A 17,832-nucleotide genomic window follows, 5' to 3' on the forward strand; every position below is an offset into this window, starting at 1 on the left:
CTGAGAACCCATTGAGTTACTCAGATACTCGTGGGTATATTTCCGGACACCGCGCCACTGACGCGCGACGAGGAGGCTTTGTAGTGAGCGAACTGTCCGACAAGAAGGCCGCGGCCACCGAATCGCTGCGCAGCGTGGGCCGCCTCGATGCGCCGCCTGCCGCCAAACCCTCGCGACGCGTCAAGATCTGGGCCACCGCGGGCGGCATCATCCTGGCCTTCCAGATCTACGTCTGGATCCGCTGGATAACCGGCCCGTACTTCACGCGCGTGGATCCCGGGCCCACCGATCCCCCGACCTTCATGAAGATCGCCCTGATGATGTGGCAGATCGGGTCGCCGGTGCTGTTCCCGGTCGCCATCTGGTGGTTCATCATCCGGCCGTGGCGACGTGAACGACGGATCACGCTCGACGGCATGATCATGGTGTCCACCGGGCTGTTCTTCTTCCAGGACCCGCTGCTCAACTACATCAACACGTGGTGCACGTACAACGCGTGGGCGTTCAACATGGGCTCGTGGGCGCCGCACGTACCGGGCTGGATGTCCCCCGAGAAGCCCGGCGCGCAGGTGGCAGAACCGTTGGGCATCAACGTCTCCGGATACGCCTACGGAGTGCTGCTGTGTACGATCCTGGGCTGCTGGATCATGCGCAAGGCCCAGCAGCGCTGGCCCAACCTTGGCACCAAAGGCCTGATCGGCGTCGCGTTCGCGTGGGGTTTCGTCTTCGACTTCGTCATGGAGGGCCTGGTCCTCATGCCGCTGGGGATGTACACGTTCCCCGGCGCCATCCAGTCTCTGTCGATCAACGCGGGCACCTACTACCAGTGGCCGATCTACGAGGGCCTCATGTGGGGCGGTGTACAGGCCGCGCTGTGCTGCCTGCGGTTCTTCACCGACGACCGCGGCCGCACCGTCGTCGAGAAGGGACTCGACAACGTGCGCGGCGGTTTCGCCAAGCAACAGTTGGTCCGCTTCCTGGCGATCTTCGCCGCGATCAGCGCGTCGTTCTTCACCTTCTACATCGTTCCCGCGCAGTTCATGTCGACGCACGCCGATCCGTGGCCCGAGGATGTGCAGAAGAGGTCGTACTTCACCTCGGGCATCTGCGGTGACGGCACCGACCGCCCGTGCCCGCATCCGGACCTGCCCATCCCCACCAAACACTCGGGGTACATCAACGTCGACGGCGAACTCGTCCTGCCCGAGGGTGTGGAGATGCCGGCTGTGGTTCCCCATGAGTGACGCCGCCGTGGTGCTCGAAAACCGTTCGCCGTTCTACGTTCCCGTGGCCGACGAGGCCGAGGTGTTCCGTGCCGCGGCCCGGCGCGGCACCCCGGTGCTCCTGAAGGGGCCGACCGGATGTGGCAAGACTCGGTTCGTCGAATCGATGGCCCACGAACTGGGGCGCGACCTGATCACGGTTGCGGGGCACGAGGACATGACCTCGGCCGACCTGGTGGGCCGGTTCCTGCTCAAGGGCGGTGAAACCATCTGGGTGGACGGACCGTTGACGCGCGCCGTGCGCACGGGTGCGATCTGTTACCTCGACGAGATCGTCGAGGCGCGCCAGGACACCACCGTGGTGATCCACCCGTTGGCCGATCACCGGCGTGAACTTCCCATCGACCGCCTGGGCACCACACTGTCGGCGGTGCCGGGATTCCAGCTCGTGATCTCCTACAACCCCGGCTATCAGAGTGTGCTCAAGAGCATCAAAGAGTCGACGCGTCAGCGCTTCATAGCCATCGAATTGGATTTTCCGCCACCGCATGTGGAGACCGAGATCGTCGCGCATGAGGCAGGCGTCGACGCGGACACCGCACGCGCGCTGGTGTCCGTCGGCGCCGCAATCCGCAACATCGACGGCTCACCGCTGCGCGAGGTCGCCTCTACCCGCATGCTCATCCTCGCCGGCGGTCTGGTCGCCGAGGGGTTGCCCCTGCGGCGCGCGGTCCGGGCTGCGATCGTCGAGGCACTGTCCGACGATCACGACATCATCCGTGCGCTCGGTGAACTCGTGGACGCACACCTGCCGTGACATCCGGGCACGATCCGGCGCAACTGCGCCTGCTGGCAAGCCACCTGGCGGCTCGTGCCGTCGACGTCGCGGAGGCGCTGCCGGGACGCCTGCCTCATACCGATGGCCGCGTGGTGTTCGTTTCGAGCGGCGGCTCAATGGAACAGCACCGGCGCGAGGTGCTGGTGCAGGCCGGCTTGCTGGGCGCGGGCAGTCTCGATCCCGCGCTGGTCCGGGGATTGCGCGCACGGTCGGCGCTGGCGCGCCGCTATCTGGCTGTCGAGGGTCACCGGGTGCTTGCCGATCTGGCCCGGCGGCTTCCTCTTGCCGCCGGGCTCTCCGTCGGCGGCGCGGTGACGACATGCGCCGCCGAGTCGCTCGAAGTCGCGCGCAGCCGAACGAGGGTCGACGATCCCCCGCCGTGGTTCGGCGTCATCAAACCGCTACGGATCGGATCTGAGAGTGCGGGTACACGCCCCACGGATGCGGATCTGTACTTCAAGGTGCACGCCGACGAGCACGTGCAGGACGATGAGGACGACGGTCCGTCGGAGGAGAGCAAGATCCTCAAGCTGTTCGACAACCCGCTGTTCAATTCACGAGCGGTGGGCGATTTTCTGCGCACGCTGCTCGGCTCGTCGCCCGGATCGTCGGACAGCAGTTCCGGCGGCGCGGAACTGCGCACCGGCGGCGCGCGACGTGCCCGCGCGCCGGGTCTCGAAGCCCGCCCTCTTCCGACGCGCATCAGGTTCACCGACGACGCGAACCCCGGTGCCGCGGTCGGCGTGGGCGGTGCCCTACACCCCGAATGGGACGTCTTCAGGAACTGCTACCGCCCCCAATGGTGCCGCGTGATCGACTACCCGTTCACCGCGGGCGCCGACGTCACCGCCGCGCACGTGGTCGCCGACCAGGCACTGCGCAAGCGGCTGTCCCGGATCGGCCTGGGCCCGAAGGCATTGCGGCGCAGAGCCGACGGCGACGACCTCGACATCGAGGCGCTTGTGGATCTGTCGGTGGATCTGCGGTCGGGCTGGTCGCCCCCGGAACACATCTACGTCGAACACCGCAGGACCGCGCGTGATCTCGGCGTCCTGATCCTGGTGGACGCGTCCGGATCGGCCACCGATACCGACCCCGCCGGTCTGGCCGTGCACGACCATCAGCGGCGAGCTGCCGCGACCATCGCCGCGACCCTGGAAGATCTCGGTGACCGGGTGGCCGTGTACGCCTTCCGGTCCAGGGGTCGCAGCGCCGTGCACCTGCCCGCCATCAAGAGGTTCGACCAACGTTTCACATCACTGGCCCGGGCTCGCCTCAACCAGTTGCAACCCGCGCATTACACCCGCCTCGGGGCGGCGATCCGCGGTGCCGGCGAGATTCTCAAGGTCGAGGCAGGCACGCCGAACCGGCTGCTGCTGGTGCTGTCCGACGGTCACCCGTACGACGACGGGTACGAGGGCCGCTACGCGGAGGCCGACGCCCACCGGGCGCTGGAGGAACTGCGTGTTGACGGGGTTGCGTGCTTGTGCCTGTCGATCGGCGCCGCGGCTGAAAGCGATGCGCTGCAACGTGTGTTCGGTGCGGCCAGCCATGCGAGCGCCGCGACGCTGGGTGAACTGTCCGGGCGCATGGACGAGCTCTTCCTGGCGGCGCTGCGCGAACTGGCCGCGCCGGCTCGGTGAGAGGACCGGCACCTATACCTGTAGGACGCCCTGTACGCGAGAACGACCCCATGGTCGTGAAAACACTCACCTACGCACGGAGAACGACCATGATGTCGGTCTCGCGTACAGGCCGTCGTGACGAACCAGGTGTACCCCTCAGGCCACCCGGCCGACGTGCTGCGCGGACTCGCCGATGGTGGCCTCAGCCTGCTCACCGATCATGGTGCGCAACAACTTCCGGTGCTCACGCTGACCACGGAGATCGGCCTTCTCGACCCCGCCGGGCAGCGCCAGGGCGGCCACACTGCGCGTGACGTTCACGGGGAGGCGCAGCAGCGGGTACCACGGCAACGCGTGTGTCGGCAGTCCCAGCGCGCTCTGTGTGCGCCGGCCCAGGAACGCGCTGGTGATCGAAAGATGCTGTGCCCGGGCGAGTCTGCGACGAAGCCCCGGCAGGGTGTCGTAGTGCCAGGTCAACGGATCCTGGACCATGGGGGCGGCCAGTTGCCTGGACGATTCGTCGGGCTCGGCCAGCGCCGACAGTGTGTGGGCCAGCACCCGGACGCTGTCGCGGAAGCTCGTTGGCAGCCAACGGTCTTCGACGCCGATCAGCCACCCGACGTAACGCGTGAGATGCGCGACCGCGCGGTACTCCGACGGTGAGAGCACCACACCCATCCCCGCGACGCCCACCGCGGGCGCGACGAGTGCGCCGACCAGCGTCGCGGCCATATCGGTCTGATTGACCGGCAGACCCCACTCGTCGGCGCGCCAGTCCGGCATGGCCGACACGTGGCGACGGACGAACGAGTGGATGAGACGCACGTGGATGGTGGACCGGTAGCCGACGCCGAGCGGTTCGAGGCCGCCCTCGGCGATGACATCCATGGCCCACTGCATGGTCTCGGCGAAACGCTTGTTGGAGCCCTTCTCCAGCGCGCCGGTCCGCAGCAGTGTCTTGTTGAAGCCCGAGAACTGGTACCCGCCGAGCAGGGAGACGTCGCGGGCGATGTACATACCGTCGGCGCCGCCGCGGCGCAGTGCGCGCTGCCCCTTGCGCACGGTTTCCATGTCCACCCAGGCGGGCAGGGTCTCGTAGGTCCCGAAGAATTCGCGTAGCGGTTCCGGGGCGTCGGGAACGGAGGCGATGCCGTCGCGTAGCGCGCGCTCGAACAGCGGGCGCGTCTGCTCCATCCCGGTGGCGGCCATCCACTCCACCAGACGGTCCATCGGTTCGTCGCCGACGGTGAGGCGTTCGCCGAGGACGTGCCACTCCTGCGGCGTCGGCTGACGGATCGCCAGTGCGGTCGCGATGGCGCGGATGCCGGCCGGGATCGGCCGCGGACGATCCGGGTGACGCGTCGGGATCGTCACGCTCATCGCGCCCTCCTTTGACAACGTTTGTAGTCAAAGGCTAGGTCGGTGTCGAAGCACCTGTCAACGAAGGGTCGTCCACCGCACGTAACGGCCGGTTGGCGGTCTCGCGCATCGTCAACACGGTCGCAAGGGACACGATTGCCGCAGCGATCACGTAGAACGCAGCGGCAATGGGGTTGCCGGTCCGGTCGGCCAACCACGTCGCCACGTACGGCGCAGTGCCTCCGAACACCGCCACCGACACGCCCCCGTCTCGCTGAAGCCGAGGGTTGCCGTGAAGTACGTCGGCAGGTAGGTGAACACCACATAGAAGCCGACGTTGTGGATCACGACCAGACCGGCGATCTGCAGGATGGGCCGCCACGCCGTGCGCAGCGCCTCCTTCATCGGGGACTCGGCGACATCACCGGACTCCTGCAGCGCCTCGAACTCCGGGGTGTCGCGCAACCGCAGCCGGATGTAGAGGCCGACGCCCCCGAGAACCCCCGCGATGAAGAACGGCAGCCGCCACCCGTAGGCGTTCATCGCCTCGTCGGACAGCACGGCCCGCAACGCAGTGACCGTCACCGAACCCAGCAGGAAACCGACCACCACCGACCACACCAGGAACGCGACCACCAGACCGCGGTGGCGCGTCGGGGCGTACTCCGCGAGAAAGCACGCGCCGCTGCCGTATTCGCCGCCTGCCGAGAACCCCTGCACACACCGCAGCAGTACCAGCAGGATCGGTGCCGCGACACCGATCTTCTCGTAGCTGGGAACCAACCCGATGCCAAGAGTGGCCAGCGCCATGAGGACAACCACGATCGCCAGCACCCGCTTGCGGCCGATCCGGTCACCGAGGGGCCCGAAGAAGAACCCACCCAGCGGTCGCATGAAGAACGCCACCGCGAACACGGCGAACGTGCTGAGCAACGCGGCGGTGCCGTTCGACTTCGGGAAGAACTCACGGGCGATGTAGGTGGCGAGAAAGCCGTAGATCGCGAAGTCGTACCACTCGACGGTGTTGCCTATGCCGGCTCCGAGCAATGCCTGACGTAGCGAGCCCGACTTGTGTTCGGCCACAGGTGCTGACGACATGATTGGTTGTTACCCCCGACGTTCCCCTCCGACGCGTCGGTAACCATCAACTCAGCGTGCGGCACCCACCGCCAGCCGAGGGAGCAGCTTCAGCGCGTTGTCACGGTTGACCGCCACGCCGTCGACGTCTTGGTGATCGGCGAGGTAGGCGTCGAGGTTCTTCGCGAAGCGCGTCGCGATCTCGGCAGTCGCGTACGGGAAGTCGCTGCCGAAGAGGATGTGGTCGGGACGGGCGAAGGCCAGCAGCGACGGCAGTGCGGATTCCGATGCCGACAGCGCGGTGTCGAAGTAGAACTTCCGCAGTCCGTCGAGGATCGACTCCACGCTGACGTCAGGATGCTCGATCGGGACGCAGGTCGCGATGCGCTCGGCGATGAAGGGGACGAATCCTCCTGCGTGCGACAGGATCACACGGAGGTTGGGATACCGGTCCAGTGTGCCGTTGAGAACCATGTTGATCGCCGCGCGTGTGGTGTCGAGCAGGAAGTCAGCGAAGTACGCATTGATGCCGGGAATCGAACCACCGGGCAGGTGCGAGGGGTGCACGAAGATGGTGGCACCGCGGCGGTCCAGTTCCTCCATCAACGGGTCGAACCGGCGGTCCCCGAGATACGTCCGCTCCGAGTTCGCCAACAGGACGACGCCATCGGCGTGCAGTTCGTCGAGGGCGTAGGCGGCTTCACCGATCGCGCTGTCGACGTCCGGCAGGGTCAGGGTGGCCCAGAATCCGAACCGGTCCGGGGCGGACCGCACGACATCGGCGCAGAACTCGTTGAGGTCGCGTGCCACGGCGGGACGCTGTGCCCGCTCAGCGGGCTCCACACCCGGGGTCGTGATGGACAGGATCGCGGTCTCGACGCCGATCGAATCCATGAGGCCCAGGGCGCTGTCGACGCTCCAGTCGGGTGTGGCCCGGCCACCTGCATTGGTTGTCTGTGCGGCGAGCAGTTCGCGGTACTGCGGCGGCACCACGTGGTGGTGGACGTCGATGCGTGCCTGGTTCATGTCGCATCCTTTCATTAACTAGTTAATGATTGCGTAGTTAACGGTAGCGCGCCGTATGCTTCCTGTCCATGACGGGACGCGAGACGAGGCCCGGTGCTGCCGGCGTGGAGGAGTTGGCCGAGGCGGCTGACCGGCTGTTTCTCTCCATGCGACGGGCGCGCGGCAACCCGACGGCCACCGGCGGACTGTCACTGGCGCAGCTGTCGCTCCTGGACCCGCTGCTGGCGACGGAGTCTTTGCCGGTCAGCGAGCTCGCGTCCGCGGCGGGTGTCAGCGCGCCCAATGCCACGCGCATGATTCAGCAACTCGAGACCAAGGGCTTCGTGCTCCGCGAGCGCTCGGCGGCCGACGAACGCAAGGTCCTCGTGCGGTTGACCGATACCGGGGCACAACTGCTCACGCGCCTGCGCGCCAACCGAAGGGCCACGCAGTCCAAGGCGCTTGCGGCCTTCACCGAAGAGGAGCGCATCCACCTGGCGCGGCAGCTCCAGCGGCTCGCCGACATCATCGACGCAGGTGTCGACCCCACAGGCAACTGAGGCATCGGCGAGCCACACGAGTTAACAGCTGTCTCGTTGTTAACATCCGTGCCGTGAAGCACTCGGCGGAGAGATCGCGCGGCATTTCTCGGCGCGACGCCCTGCGCTACACGGCCGCCGCCTCGGTGCTGGCCGGTCTGGGTGCGGGCGTGTCAGCGGCCCCCGCATCGGCCGCCGCGCCCCAGCTGATCGACTTCGCCGCGGCCCAGATTCCGGCCGAGCACATCAAGGCCGCGGGCTACGCCGGTGTCATCAACTACGTGTCGACCTCGCGGCCCGGGTCGTCCTTCGGCGCCAAACCGATCACGCGTCCCTACGCCGAGTCGCTGACCCGGGCCGGCCTGGTGATAGTCAGCAACTACCAGTACGGCAAACCGGGCGGAACCGCGCCGTCTGATTTCAGACGCGGCGCCGCGGGTGGCGTCGCCGACGCCAAGACCGCATGGCAACTGCACACCGCCGCAGGCGGCGCCAGGAACGCACCCATCTACTTCTCCGTCGACGAAGACATCGACCGGCAGACCTGGAACAACCTTGCGCTGCCATGGTTCCGGGGCATCAACTCCGTGATCGGGGTTCAGCGCACCGGCGTGTACGGCGGCGTCAACGTGTGCCAGTGGGCCATCGAAGACGGGGTCATCGGGCGGTCCGGCACGCCCGGCAAGGCCTGGGCCTGGCAGACCCGCTCGTGGTCGAAGGGCAAGATCCACCCCGCGGCGGTGCTCTATCAACACACCATCGACACCGCGTCGAACCCCGGACCGTTGGTCGGCGGCATCCGCGTGGATGTCAACGACGCCTTGGCCCAGGACATCGGCCAGTGGAATTTCCACCCCTGAGGTCACATCACTTTAATCTCGACGCAATTGCGTTGCCATACCGGTGATCTCTACTGAAGGCGCCAGCAGCCCCCTTCAGAGGACACCCGCCCATGCAAACACTCAAGATCGTGCGCGGCGCCTGCCCCCACGACTGCCCCGACACCTGTGCGATGCTCTACCACGTCGAGGACGGCAAACTTGTTGACGTCCAAGGTGATCCGAATCATCCCATGACGCGCGGCGGATTGTGCGTCAAGGTCAAGAACTTCCACGAACACCACTACCAGCCCGACCGCCTGCTCTACCCCATGCGCCGGGTCGGCGCGAAAGGGTCCGGCGAGTTCGAGCGCATCACGTGGGACGAGGCGCTCGCCGAGATCAAGACCCGGTGGACCGAGATCATCGACACCCATGGCGCCCAGGCGATCATGCCGCACGCCTACCTGGGCCACCAGGGCGTCCTGAACGGACTGACCTCGGGCGACGCCTTTTTCAACCGACTGGGCGCCACCGTCGCAGAAAAGACCTACTGCGAGTCGGGTTCGTCGACCGCCTGGCACATGACCGTCGGCGGCACGGGCGGCCTGGATGTCGAGTCGATGGCGTATTCGAAGTACATCATCGTCTGGGGCATGAACATGACCAGCACGAATCTGCACGGCTGGCCGTTCCTGCTGGAGGCCCGCAAGAACAACGGTGCGAAGATCGTCGTCATCGACCCGGTGCGCAACCGCACCGCCCGACAGGCGGATTGGCACATCCCGATCCGGCCCGGCACCGACGGCGCACTGGCGTTGGGCATGATCCACGAGATCATCGCGCAGGGTCTCGTCGACACCGACTACGTCGAGCGCTACACCGTCGGCTACGACGAACTCGCGGCCCGCGCCGCGAACTACCCACCCGAACGCGTCGAGGAGATCACCGGCATCCCCGCCGACGACGTCCGCAAGCTCGCGTACGAGTACGCCACCACGCAGCCCGCGGCCATCCGGCAGGGCGTCGCGCTGGAACGCAACCGCGGTGGTGGACAGGCGATCCGGGCCATCACGTGCCTGCCCGCGCTCGTCGGCGCGTGGCGGCACGTCGGCGGCGGCACCATGGAGATGCCGATCTGGGAGTTCCCCACCAAGTTCGGCGAGATCTGCCGCCCGGACTGGATCCCCGAGGGCACCCGCGTGGTCAACGAACTCGACCTCGGTATGGCGCTGACCGGTGAGCTGGACCTGGACCCGCCGATCAAGTCGCTGTTCGTCTACAACTCCAACCCGGTGTCACAGGGCCCGGCGCAGGAGAAGACCATGCGCGGCCTGATGCGTGACGACCTGTTCACCGTCGTCAGTGAGCATTTCATCACCGACACCGCGAAATTCGCCGATCTGCTGCTGCCCGCGACCATGCAGGCCGAGCAACTCGACATCATGGTGACCTGGGGTCATCTGTACATCTCGCTGAACCAGCCGGCGATCGAACCACCCGGCGAGTGCGTGCCCAACGTGGAACTGTTCCGGCGACTGGCCAGAACCATGGAGTTCGACGAGGAGTCGATGGCGTACTGGAACCGCACCGACCGCGAGATGCTGATCGACTTCCACGATTGGGACGCCCCCGCGTTGGCGGGTATCACCTACGAGAAGCTCGAAGAGGTGGGCTGGATGCGCCTGGCCGTCGGCGCCCCCGACAAGCGCGCACCGCACGCCGAGGGCAACTTCCCCACCCCGTCGGGCAAGTGCGAGTTCAAGTCGAGCCTGGCCGAGGGCGGCAACTTCGTGGTCCCGGTGTGGCGGTCGATGTACGAGGGCATGCAGCCCGGCGGGTACGTCGACCCGGTACCCGACTATGTGCCGCCGTTCGAGTCGCCACAGTCCAATCCCGAACTGGCCCAGCGGTACCCGTTGTCCATCATCTCGCCCAAACCGCACGCGTTCCTCAACAGCCAGTACGGCAACGCCGCGGACAAACAGAAGGTGCAGGGCCGCCAGCAGGTCTTCATCCATCCCACCGACGCGGCCGAGCGCGGTATCGCCGAGGGCGACATGGTGCGCGTGTTCAACGACCGCGGCTCGTTCCAGGGGCCCGCGGCTTACGAGACCGGGCTGATCCCGGGTCTGGTGATGGCCAATGTCGGGCACTGGCAGGGCAAGACGTCCGGCACGACCGTCAACGCCATCACCGCCGACCGCCACTGCGGTCTGGGCAACGCCGGTGTCTACGGTGACAATCTCGTGGAGGTCGAAAAACTCGACGAGCACGCGGTGGCACAGTCGGCGTGAGCATCAACGCGTGATGACCCGCGGACCGTCGAGGGCGGCGAGCTTGTCGGGATTGGCAATGGCGTACAGGCTGGTGATCCTGCCGTCGTGGATCTCCAGCGTGACCAGCCCCAGCAGCTGATCCTCGTCGGTCCGCAGAGCCACGGCCGGCGCGCCGTTGGCGGTGACGATCTCGAACCGCAGGTCGCGGCGCATGCCTCTGACGATCGCGCCTGCGACCCTCTCGGCGCCCACCAGCGGACGGCGGGCGGCACCCGGGAGTCCGCCGCCGTCGGTGATCGTGACGACGTCGGGCGCTAGCAGCGCGACGAGGCCGGCCATGTCGCCGGTCGAGGCCGCGGTGAGGAACTGCTGCGTGATCTCTGCGGCCTGGTCGGAATCGACGGGGTCGAACCGCTTGCGCCGCGCGTGCACGTGTTCGCGCGCGCGGTGCGCGATCTGGCGCACCGCGGCCGTCGACTTGCCGACCGCCTCGGAGATCTCGGCGTAGTCGAATCCGAAGACGTCGTGCAACACGAACACGGCCCGCTCGTCGGGTGTGAGCGTTTCGAGCACCACGAGCATGGCCATCGACACCGATTCGGCGAGCACCACATCCGCGGAGGCGTCCCGGTCGTCGAGCAGCAGCGGTTCGGGCAACCAGGGGCCGACGTAGCTCTCGCGCCGCCGTGCGCTGGTGCGCTGCGCTTTGAGGGCCTGCCGCGTCACCAGTTGCGCGAGATAGGACTTGGTGTCGCGGACCGCAGCCAGATCGACTTTCGCCCAGTTCAGATAGCTGTCCTGCAGCACGTCGTCGGCTTCGGTGACCGAGCCGAGGATCTCGTAGGCGATGGTGAACAGCAGCGGTCGCAACATCGTGAACCGCTCGGTGTGGTCATCCAATCGGGCCGTCATGACCGGATCCCTTCGCGTCGACGAGAGCCGGTGACGTCACGGTATCGCCGTTCTTGAGCCACGACGTTGCTCCCGGTTTCCTGCCCTCGCGGCGCAGGCTCCACAGAATGCCCTTGAGGACAAGCTCTTTCACCGCTCCGGCGACGCGGCCGCGGAGGTGGACGTCGAGGGGCGTGTCATCCCTGCGGGTGAACTGCATGACGGCCGAGCGCCTGCCGAGCCCGAGGCAGGATCCGAGGTAACCCAGCGAGAACGCCTCGGGCGGGGTGCCCGCGATGCGGCTGAGGATGGTGTCGGCGGCGGTGGCGGCCATGGGTCCTGCCGTGTAGCAGGCCATGCGCAGGGCTTTTCCGGACGGTGCCGCCGCGTCGCCCGCGGCCAGCACGCGATCGTCGTCGATGCTCGTGAGCGTCGCGTCGGTGATCAACCGGCCGAGCGTGTCGGTGCGCAGGCCGCTGCGCGAGGCCAGGTCGGGGACACCGAAACCGCCGGCCCAGATGGTCAGGTCGCTGCGCCACACCGTGCCGTCGTCGAGCACCACGGCGTCGGGTCGCACTTCGGTGACCATGGCGTCCTCCAGCAGTCCCACCCCATTCTTGGCCATCCACCGGGACACGGCCCGTCGGGCCGGACCCCCGAGCGTCGGCGCCAATTGCGCGCCCGCGACCAGGCTCACGGTACGTCCCCCGGTGGCGAGTTCGGCAGCCACCTCGATGCCGGTGAACCCGGCGCCGACGACGGTGATCCACGCATCGGGTGCGAGGGCGTTCACCGTGGCGCGCAACCGCTGGGCGGCCTCGTACTCGGCCACCGTGTGCGCGAATTCTGCGGCGCCTTCGACGGATTCCGGCACCAGGGCCGTGCTGCCGACGGCGTAGACGACATAGTCGTAGCCCATCGAGTCACCGGACGCCAGGTCGATCCTGCGGTTTGCGGTGTCGATGCGATCGACCCGGTCGGCGAGCAGCCGCACACCGCTGCCCAGCAACGTCCCATAGTCGACGACGGCCTCGCACGCACCTGCCGCCATCTGGTGCAGTCGCATGCGATGCACGAACTGAGGACGTGGGTTGATGAGCGTGATGTCGATGTCCGGGTTCTGCTGCAGGCGGTTGGCGGCCAGGGTGCCGGCATAACCTCCGCCGATGACGACGACGCGGTGGGTTTTGTTGTGAGCAGTCATGCCCTCGAGAGCCCGCCGGCCCCTCCGGTGTGACAGATACCCGAGGACTGTGTCGTACATCACAGCCCGAAACGGGTATCCCCTCGCCATGACAAGCCCGGACACGGTCGTGATCTTCGCACCGTTACCCGTGCTCACGGTGACGGTCGAGGACCGCTCCGGCGAGGATGACATCCACGTACACGCGGGTGGTCAGGGGGTATGGCAGTCCCGCATGGTGGCGTCGCTGGGCGTGCCGACCGTTCTGTGCTCGGCGCTGGGCGGCGAGACCGGATCGGTGCTCGGGCATCTGCTGCCCACCACCGATGTCACGCTGCGCATGGTCCCGGTCAGCTCCCGCAACGGGGCCTACGTGCACGACCGTCGCAAGGGCGATCGCGAGGTGGTCGCGGAGAGCCCCGGCACCCCGCTGGACCGCCACGAACTCGACTCCCTGTACGAACTCACGTTGACCGAGGGCCTCACCCACGGTCGCGTGTTGTTGTCCGGACCGCAGGACGACCGAGTGCTGCCCGCCGACCTGTACCGCCGGTTGTCCACCGACCTGGGCGCCAACGGGTGCAAGGTGGCCGCCGATCTCGCAGGCGAGCGGCTGGAAGCGGTGCTCGCCGGTCACCCGAGTCTCATCAAGGTGAGCCACGAAGAACTGCTCGACGACGGCCGGGCGAAGTCCGACGACGCCAAGGACCTCGTCGCCGCCATGCGGACGCTGCGTGAGGACGGCGGCGCGTGCACGATCGTCGTCTCACGGGCCGGGGCCGCGCCCGCTCTCGCGCTGTTCGACGACGACGAACTCGGCGAGGCCGCCGTCGTCGAGGTCGTGATGCCCAAGCTGGAGCCTGCCGACCCGGCCGGCGCGGGGGACTCCATGACGGCAGGCATGGTCGCCGCACTGGCGCGTGGCCGTCCGTTGCGCAAGGCGCTCCAGATCGGGGCGGCGTGCGGCGCGCTCAACGTTGTGCGCCACGGATTGGGTACGGGCGGTGCGCGAGCGGTCGAGACGCTCGCCGACCGCGTCGAGTTGCGGCCCTGGAAGTAACGCTCGGAGTCGAGAGGAGAAGCAGGTGCCACGCGCTTTGGTGACCAACGACGACGGGATCGACTCGGCGGGCCTGCATGCGCTGGCGCTCGCCGCGCGTGAGGCCGGGCTCGAGGTGATCGTGGCCGCCCCCGCCGAACAGGCCAGCGGTGCCAGCGCTGCGCTCACCGCGGTGCGCCACGAAGGCCGCACCGTCGTCGAGCGCCGCGAGGTTCCCGGACTCGACGGCATCGAGGCGTGGGCCGTACACGCACAGCCCGGTCACATCGTCGCGGCGGCGTTGAACGGGTGGTTCACACCGCGCCCGGACCTGGTGTTGTCGGGCATCAACCACGGCGCGAACGTCGGTCGCGCCGTCCTGCACTCGGGCACCGTCGGCGCCGCGCTGACCGCCAGGATCAGCGATACCCCCGCGTTGGCGGTGTCCCTCGACGTCGCTTTGCACCCCACCGGGGAGCGGTACTGGGAATCGGCCGCCGGGCTCCTCGCGCCGGTGCTGGACCTGTTGTTCGAGGCCCGAGAACCCACGGTGCTGTCCCTCAATGTCCCGGACGTGCCACCTGATGAGCTGAAGCCGATCCGGCACGCGTGGCTGGCCCGCGGAGGCGCGGTGCAGACCCGCGTCGACGAGGTCTCCGACGGCGGTGTGCGCCTGGCCGAAGTGGAGATCTCAGAGGAGTTCGAACCCGGGACCGACAGCGCACTGCTGGCGGCCGGGCACCCGACGCTCACCGAATTGCGCTCGATCGAGGCGCACGACGGTGAGCTGGTGCCGAACTGGCTGGCCGACAAGGTCGGCGGGTGAGGACCGGCTCAGCGGCGCAGCGTGGTGACGTGGACGTGGTCGAAGTGGCCGTAGCCCGACGCCTGCGGGCCGGACGGCGTGTAGTACGTGCCGCGCCAGATCACGTCCTGCAGCTTGAAGCGGCCCGCGTTGCTCAACACGAAATCGCGGATCTCGTTGCCGAGCGCGATGCCCTCGGGGCTGGACGGGTTCGGGATCATCACGTCGATCGCCAGGCCACTCGGATGCCACGGCTTGGAGTCCGGACGCACACCGCCGATCTCGGCGATCTGCGGGTACCGCATGCTGATGACGCGAGCCACGTACACAGTGGCGGGTTGCAGCCCGGTCTCGTTCGCGACACCGACCGGCAGCGCCTCGGGGATGTCGCCTGGGATCGCCAGGAGGTTGCGGGCGGCCGGATCCTCGCCGGGAGCGGGCCCGGGCATCGCGACGATCGCGGGGTCCACCGGCGCACTCGGCGGCGGGGTGTTGTCGACGACCGCCTGCTGCTGAGGTGTCAGGGCCGCGTACTGCGCCTCGGCGGCCGAGATCTGACTGAGCAGGTCCTTCCACTTGGCCTGCAGGTCTGCGCGCACGGCGTCGGCCTGCTCGGCCTTGGCGCGGGCGTCGGCAGCCGACTTCTCGGACGCCGCGGCCGCGGCGAGCGCGCGGTCACGGGCTTCTTGGTAGCCCTTCATCTGAGCGGCGATCTCCGCGGCGACCGTGCGCTCCAGCGCGAGTTGGTCGATCAGCTGCTGGGGTGAGGTGGCCGTCAGTACAGCGGCCATCTGGCCGGTGCGTCCGCTCATGTAGGTCATCGCCGCCAGCCGGTCGGCAGCAGCCTGATGGGGCGCGAGCTGACTGGTGGCCTCGGCCAGGGCTTCCTGGTCGACGCGGTGGCGCTCCTCGGCGGCGGCCTGCTCGGCCTGCCTGGCGTCGGCATCGCGTTGGGCGGCGGTGACGGCCTCGCGCGCCTTGATGGCCTGCTGGGACAGCTCCTGCACTTTTGCGATCGCGTCCGCTGCCGGGTCTGCCTGCACGGCCCCGATCGTGAACGTCAGAACCAGGAAGGTGGCGACAAAACCGCACGCCGCTCGCCGAAGTGAACGGCGCACCCCGGTCATACGGATTGTCACGATCCTTTACTGCAGGGGCCCATTGCTCGGCCCGGCTGTACATGCCCCGGACAGGCTACGAAGTGGCTTGACGGATGTCCACTCGTCCCTCCCGCAGGATGGTGGACTTTCCTGGCGCTCTTGACGATCGGCAAACGTGATACGCGTCACAGTCACTCAGGCGTGGTGGATCGGTCACCCCGACGGCTCCGGATCGTCCGCGATTGCGCGGGCCGCTTAGGCTGGAAAAGCGCTGGGTACAGCGTTGACCTCGCTCTCCTGGTTCAGGATCCGATCGGAGGAGACCTATGCGTCGGCGACAGCCGAAATCGGTGATGACAGGGATGGCAGTTGTCGCCTGTGCGGCGCTGCTCGTGAGCGGATGCACGGCGCCGGCCGGGGGTGCGCCGCCTGCCGTCGAGCACACCCCCCAGGCAACCGTCGCCCCGCCGGCCGCGCCACCTCCGGTGCAGCCGCCCGCGTCGTTTGCCGGACTCGACGCGCGCATGCAGCAGGCCACCGCCGACGCGGCGGCATCGGGTGCGACGATCGAGGCCGTCGTGCTGGACCGCAACACCGGCGAGGTCGTGTCCAACGGCTCCAACAAGCCGTTCCCGATCGCGTCGGTGGTCAAGCTGTTCATCGCCGACGACCTGCTCCTGCAGGAATCCGAGGGCAAGACGGAGCTGTCCCCCGCCGACCGCAAGTCTCTCGACGTCATGCTGCGCTCCTCGGACGACAGTGCCGCACAGATGTTTTGGGACCGTCTGGGCGGGAACGCCGTGATCTCCCGCATCAAGGCCCGTTACGGCCTGCCCGGCACCATCGCGCCCTACAACGGCCACTGGGACGTCACCCAGAGCACTGCCGCCGATCTGGTCCACTACTACGACATGTTGCTCAACGGTGGCGGCGGCCTGCCCCGCGAGCAGGCCGACGTCATCGTCGACAACCTCGCGCACTTCACACCGTCGGGAACCGACGGCTATCCGCAGCGCTTCGGCATCCCCGACGGCCTCTCGGGTGAGGCCGTCGCGGTCAAGCAGGGCTGGTTCTGCTGCTGGAACCGAGCCAACCAGTTGCACGTGTCCACCGGCATCATCGGACCCGACCACCGCTACCTGATGGCCATCAGTTCCCTGGACCCGACCAGTGCGGGCGCGGCGCGCGAGAACATCACCGAGGCCGTGCGAACGATGTTCCCGGGCGGGAAGATCTGACGCCGGATCAGATCTGGATCTGACCGCCGTCGACGACCAGTTCGGCCCCGGTCATGAAACTGCTCTGGTTCGACGCGAGAAACAGTACGGCGGTGGCGATTTCGTCGGGATCACCCAGGCGCTTCATGGGCACTTGGGCAGCCCAACCGTCAAGTTCCCGTTGCCCGTCCGGCGCGAGACCTTCGAGTCCCGGGGTGCGGATCGGGCCGGGAATGACGGTGTTGACCCGGATGTTGCGGTCGACCAGTTCGGCGGCCCAGGTACGGCCCAGGGATCGGATCGCGGCTTTCGACGCTGCGTAGAGCCCGAACGCGGGAGTTCCCTTGGCGGGTGCGGTGGAACCGGTCAGAATGATCGACGCGCCGTCGTTGAGCAGCGGCAGAATTTTCTGCACGGTGAACACCGTGCCGCCCACATTCCGGTCGATGTTGTCGCGGTAGTGCTGCGGTGTCACCTCGGCGAGCGTGGCGTAGTCACCACCGCCGGCATTGGCGAACACCACGTCGAGTCCCTTGCCGTATTCGGCGATTTCTGCTGCGAGAGCGTCGAGTTCGTCAGGATTGCTGACGTCGCTCTGTACGCCGTGCGCCCCGATCGAAGCGGCGGCCTTCTCAGCGCGCGTGCGGTCACGTCCGGTGATGAAGACATATGCGCCTTCTTGCACCAACCGTTTGGCCGCCGCGTGCCCGATGCCCGAGGTGCCACCCGTGACCAGTGCCGTCTTGCCGTCGAGTTGTCCCATGAGGGTGCCTTCCTGTGGTTCGTACGGTCACCCGCTGCAACATAGGTGATATGTCACCTATTCCCCGGTGG

The 17,832-nt window shown here is 67.6% G+C and carries 15 protein-coding genes and 1 pseudogene; 9 read left to right on the forward strand and 7 right to left on the reverse strand.

Going from position 1 to position 17,832, the window contains the following annotated elements; translation table 11 throughout:
• The first annotated feature begins 83 nt into the window (after window positions 1–83).
• The 3 genes from AT701_RS33270 to AT701_RS33280 are packed head-to-tail and all read left to right on the forward strand — an operon-like array spanning window position 84 to window position 3,704.
• A complete protein-coding gene (locus AT701_RS33270) occupies window positions 84–1,244 on the forward strand; it encodes a spirocyclase AveC family protein (protein WP_011731549.1) in 1,161 nt (386 codons plus the stop codon).
• A complete protein-coding gene (locus AT701_RS33275; RefSeq protein WP_011731550.1) occupies window positions 1,237–2,040 on the forward strand; it encodes a CbbQ/NirQ/NorQ/GpvN family protein in 804 nt (267 codons plus the stop codon). Before AT701_RS33270 ends, AT701_RS33275 begins: the two co-directional genes overlap by 8 nt.
• Entirely contained in the window at window positions 2,037–3,704 is a 1,668-nt protein-coding gene (locus AT701_RS33280; RefSeq protein ID WP_014878765.1) for a nitric oxide reductase activation protein NorD, read from the forward strand. The genes AT701_RS33275 and AT701_RS33280 overlap by 4 nt, the downstream gene beginning before the upstream one ends.
• A 138-nt stretch (window positions 3,705–3,842) precedes the next feature.
• Here AT701_RS33280 and AT701_RS33285 read toward each other — a convergent pair whose 3' ends face one another.
• The 3 genes and pseudogenes from AT701_RS33285 to AT701_RS33295 all read right to left on the reverse strand — a co-directional run bounded on the left by AT701_RS33285 (window position 3,843) and on the right by AT701_RS33295 (window position 7,148).
• Window positions 3,843–5,066, reverse strand: a complete 1,224-nt coding sequence (locus AT701_RS33285) for an oxygenase MpaB family protein (protein WP_058127421.1) — start codon at window positions 5,064–5,066, stop codon at window positions 3,843–3,845.
• 34 nt (window positions 5,067–5,100) lie between these two features.
• Window positions 5,101–6,143, reverse strand: a pseudogene (locus AT701_RS33290) (MFS transporter).
• A 51-nt stretch (window positions 6,144–6,194) separates the two neighbouring features.
• Window positions 6,195–7,148 (reverse strand): amidohydrolase family protein, encoded by a 954-nt coding sequence (locus AT701_RS33295; protein ID WP_011731552.1) that lies wholly within the window; start codon window positions 7,146–7,148, stop codon window positions 6,195–6,197.
• Between the two features lie 68 nt (window positions 7,149–7,216).
• Here AT701_RS33295 and AT701_RS33300 point away from each other — a divergent pair, with 68 nt between their 5' ends.
• The 3 genes from AT701_RS33300 (at window position 7,217) to AT701_RS33310 (ending at window position 10,781) form a co-directional block, all read left to right on the forward strand.
• Window positions 7,217–7,687, forward strand: coding sequence for a MarR family winged helix-turn-helix transcriptional regulator (locus tag AT701_RS33300; RefSeq protein WP_014878769.1), 471 nt, complete (start codon window positions 7,217–7,219; stop codon window positions 7,685–7,687).
• Window positions 7,688–7,770: 83 nt separating this feature from the next.
• Window positions 7,771–8,526 carry a DUF1906 domain-containing protein gene (locus AT701_RS33305; protein WP_174519705.1) on the forward strand — a complete coding sequence of 252 codons (756 nt, stop codon included), beginning with the start codon at window positions 7,771–7,773 and terminating at the stop codon, window positions 8,524–8,526.
• Window positions 8,527–8,618: 92 nt separating this feature from the next.
• Window positions 8,619–10,781, forward strand: coding sequence for a molybdopterin-containing oxidoreductase family protein (locus AT701_RS33310; RefSeq protein WP_011731555.1), 2,163 nt, complete (start codon window positions 8,619–8,621; stop codon window positions 10,779–10,781).
• Between the two features lie 3 nt (window positions 10,782–10,784).
• Here AT701_RS33310 and sigJ read toward each other — a convergent pair whose 3' ends face one another.
• Window positions 10,785–11,675 (reverse strand): RNA polymerase sigma factor SigJ, encoded by an 891-nt coding sequence (gene sigJ / locus AT701_RS33315; RefSeq protein ID WP_011731556.1) that lies wholly within the window; start codon window positions 11,673–11,675, stop codon window positions 10,785–10,787.
• On the reverse strand, window positions 11,656–12,858 hold the full coding sequence (locus AT701_RS33320) for an NAD(P)/FAD-dependent oxidoreductase (RefSeq protein WP_058127422.1): 1,203 nt from the start codon (window positions 12,856–12,858) through the stop codon (window positions 11,656–11,658). Before AT701_RS33320 ends, sigJ begins: the two co-directional genes overlap by 20 nt.
• A gap of 88 nt (window positions 12,859–12,946) precedes the next feature.
• On the opposite strand from AT701_RS33320, the gene AT701_RS33325 reads away from it, so the two are divergent.
• Window positions 12,947–13,897 (forward strand): 1-phosphofructokinase family hexose kinase, encoded by a 951-nt coding sequence (locus AT701_RS33325; RefSeq protein ID WP_058127423.1) that lies wholly within the window; start codon window positions 12,947–12,949, stop codon window positions 13,895–13,897.
• A 25-nt stretch (window positions 13,898–13,922) separates the two neighbouring features.
• On the forward strand, window positions 13,923–14,702 hold the full coding sequence (gene surE, locus AT701_RS33330; RefSeq protein ID WP_011731558.1) for a 5'/3'-nucleotidase SurE: 780 nt from the start codon (window positions 13,923–13,925) through the stop codon (window positions 14,700–14,702).
• Between the two features lie 8 nt (window positions 14,703–14,710).
• Here the strand turns inward: surE and AT701_RS33335 are convergent, their stop codons facing one another.
• Complete coding sequence (locus tag AT701_RS33335) at window positions 14,711–15,808, reverse strand: coiled-coil domain-containing protein (RefSeq protein WP_003898201.1); 1,098 nt, start codon at window positions 15,806–15,808, stop codon at window positions 14,711–14,713.
• A 299-nt stretch (window positions 15,809–16,107) separates the two neighbouring features.
• On the opposite strand from AT701_RS33335, the gene AT701_RS33340 reads away from it, so the two are divergent.
• Window positions 16,108–17,019 (forward strand): LppW family protein, encoded by a 912-nt coding sequence (locus AT701_RS33340; RefSeq protein ID WP_011731560.1) that lies wholly within the window; start codon window positions 16,108–16,110, stop codon window positions 17,017–17,019.
• Window positions 17,020–17,026: 7 nt separating this feature from the next.
• Here AT701_RS33340 and AT701_RS33345 read toward each other — a convergent pair whose 3' ends face one another.
• Complete coding sequence (locus AT701_RS33345; protein ID WP_011731561.1) at window positions 17,027–17,761, reverse strand: SDR family NAD(P)-dependent oxidoreductase; 735 nt, start codon at window positions 17,759–17,761, stop codon at window positions 17,027–17,029.
• Between the last annotated feature and the right edge of the window lie 71 nt (window positions 17,762–17,832).

It is taken from the genome of Mycolicibacterium smegmatis (genome assembly GCF_001457595.1).
In the GTDB taxonomy this organism is placed as follows: Bacteria; Actinomycetota; Actinomycetes; order Mycobacteriales; family Mycobacteriaceae; genus Mycobacterium; species Mycobacterium smegmatis.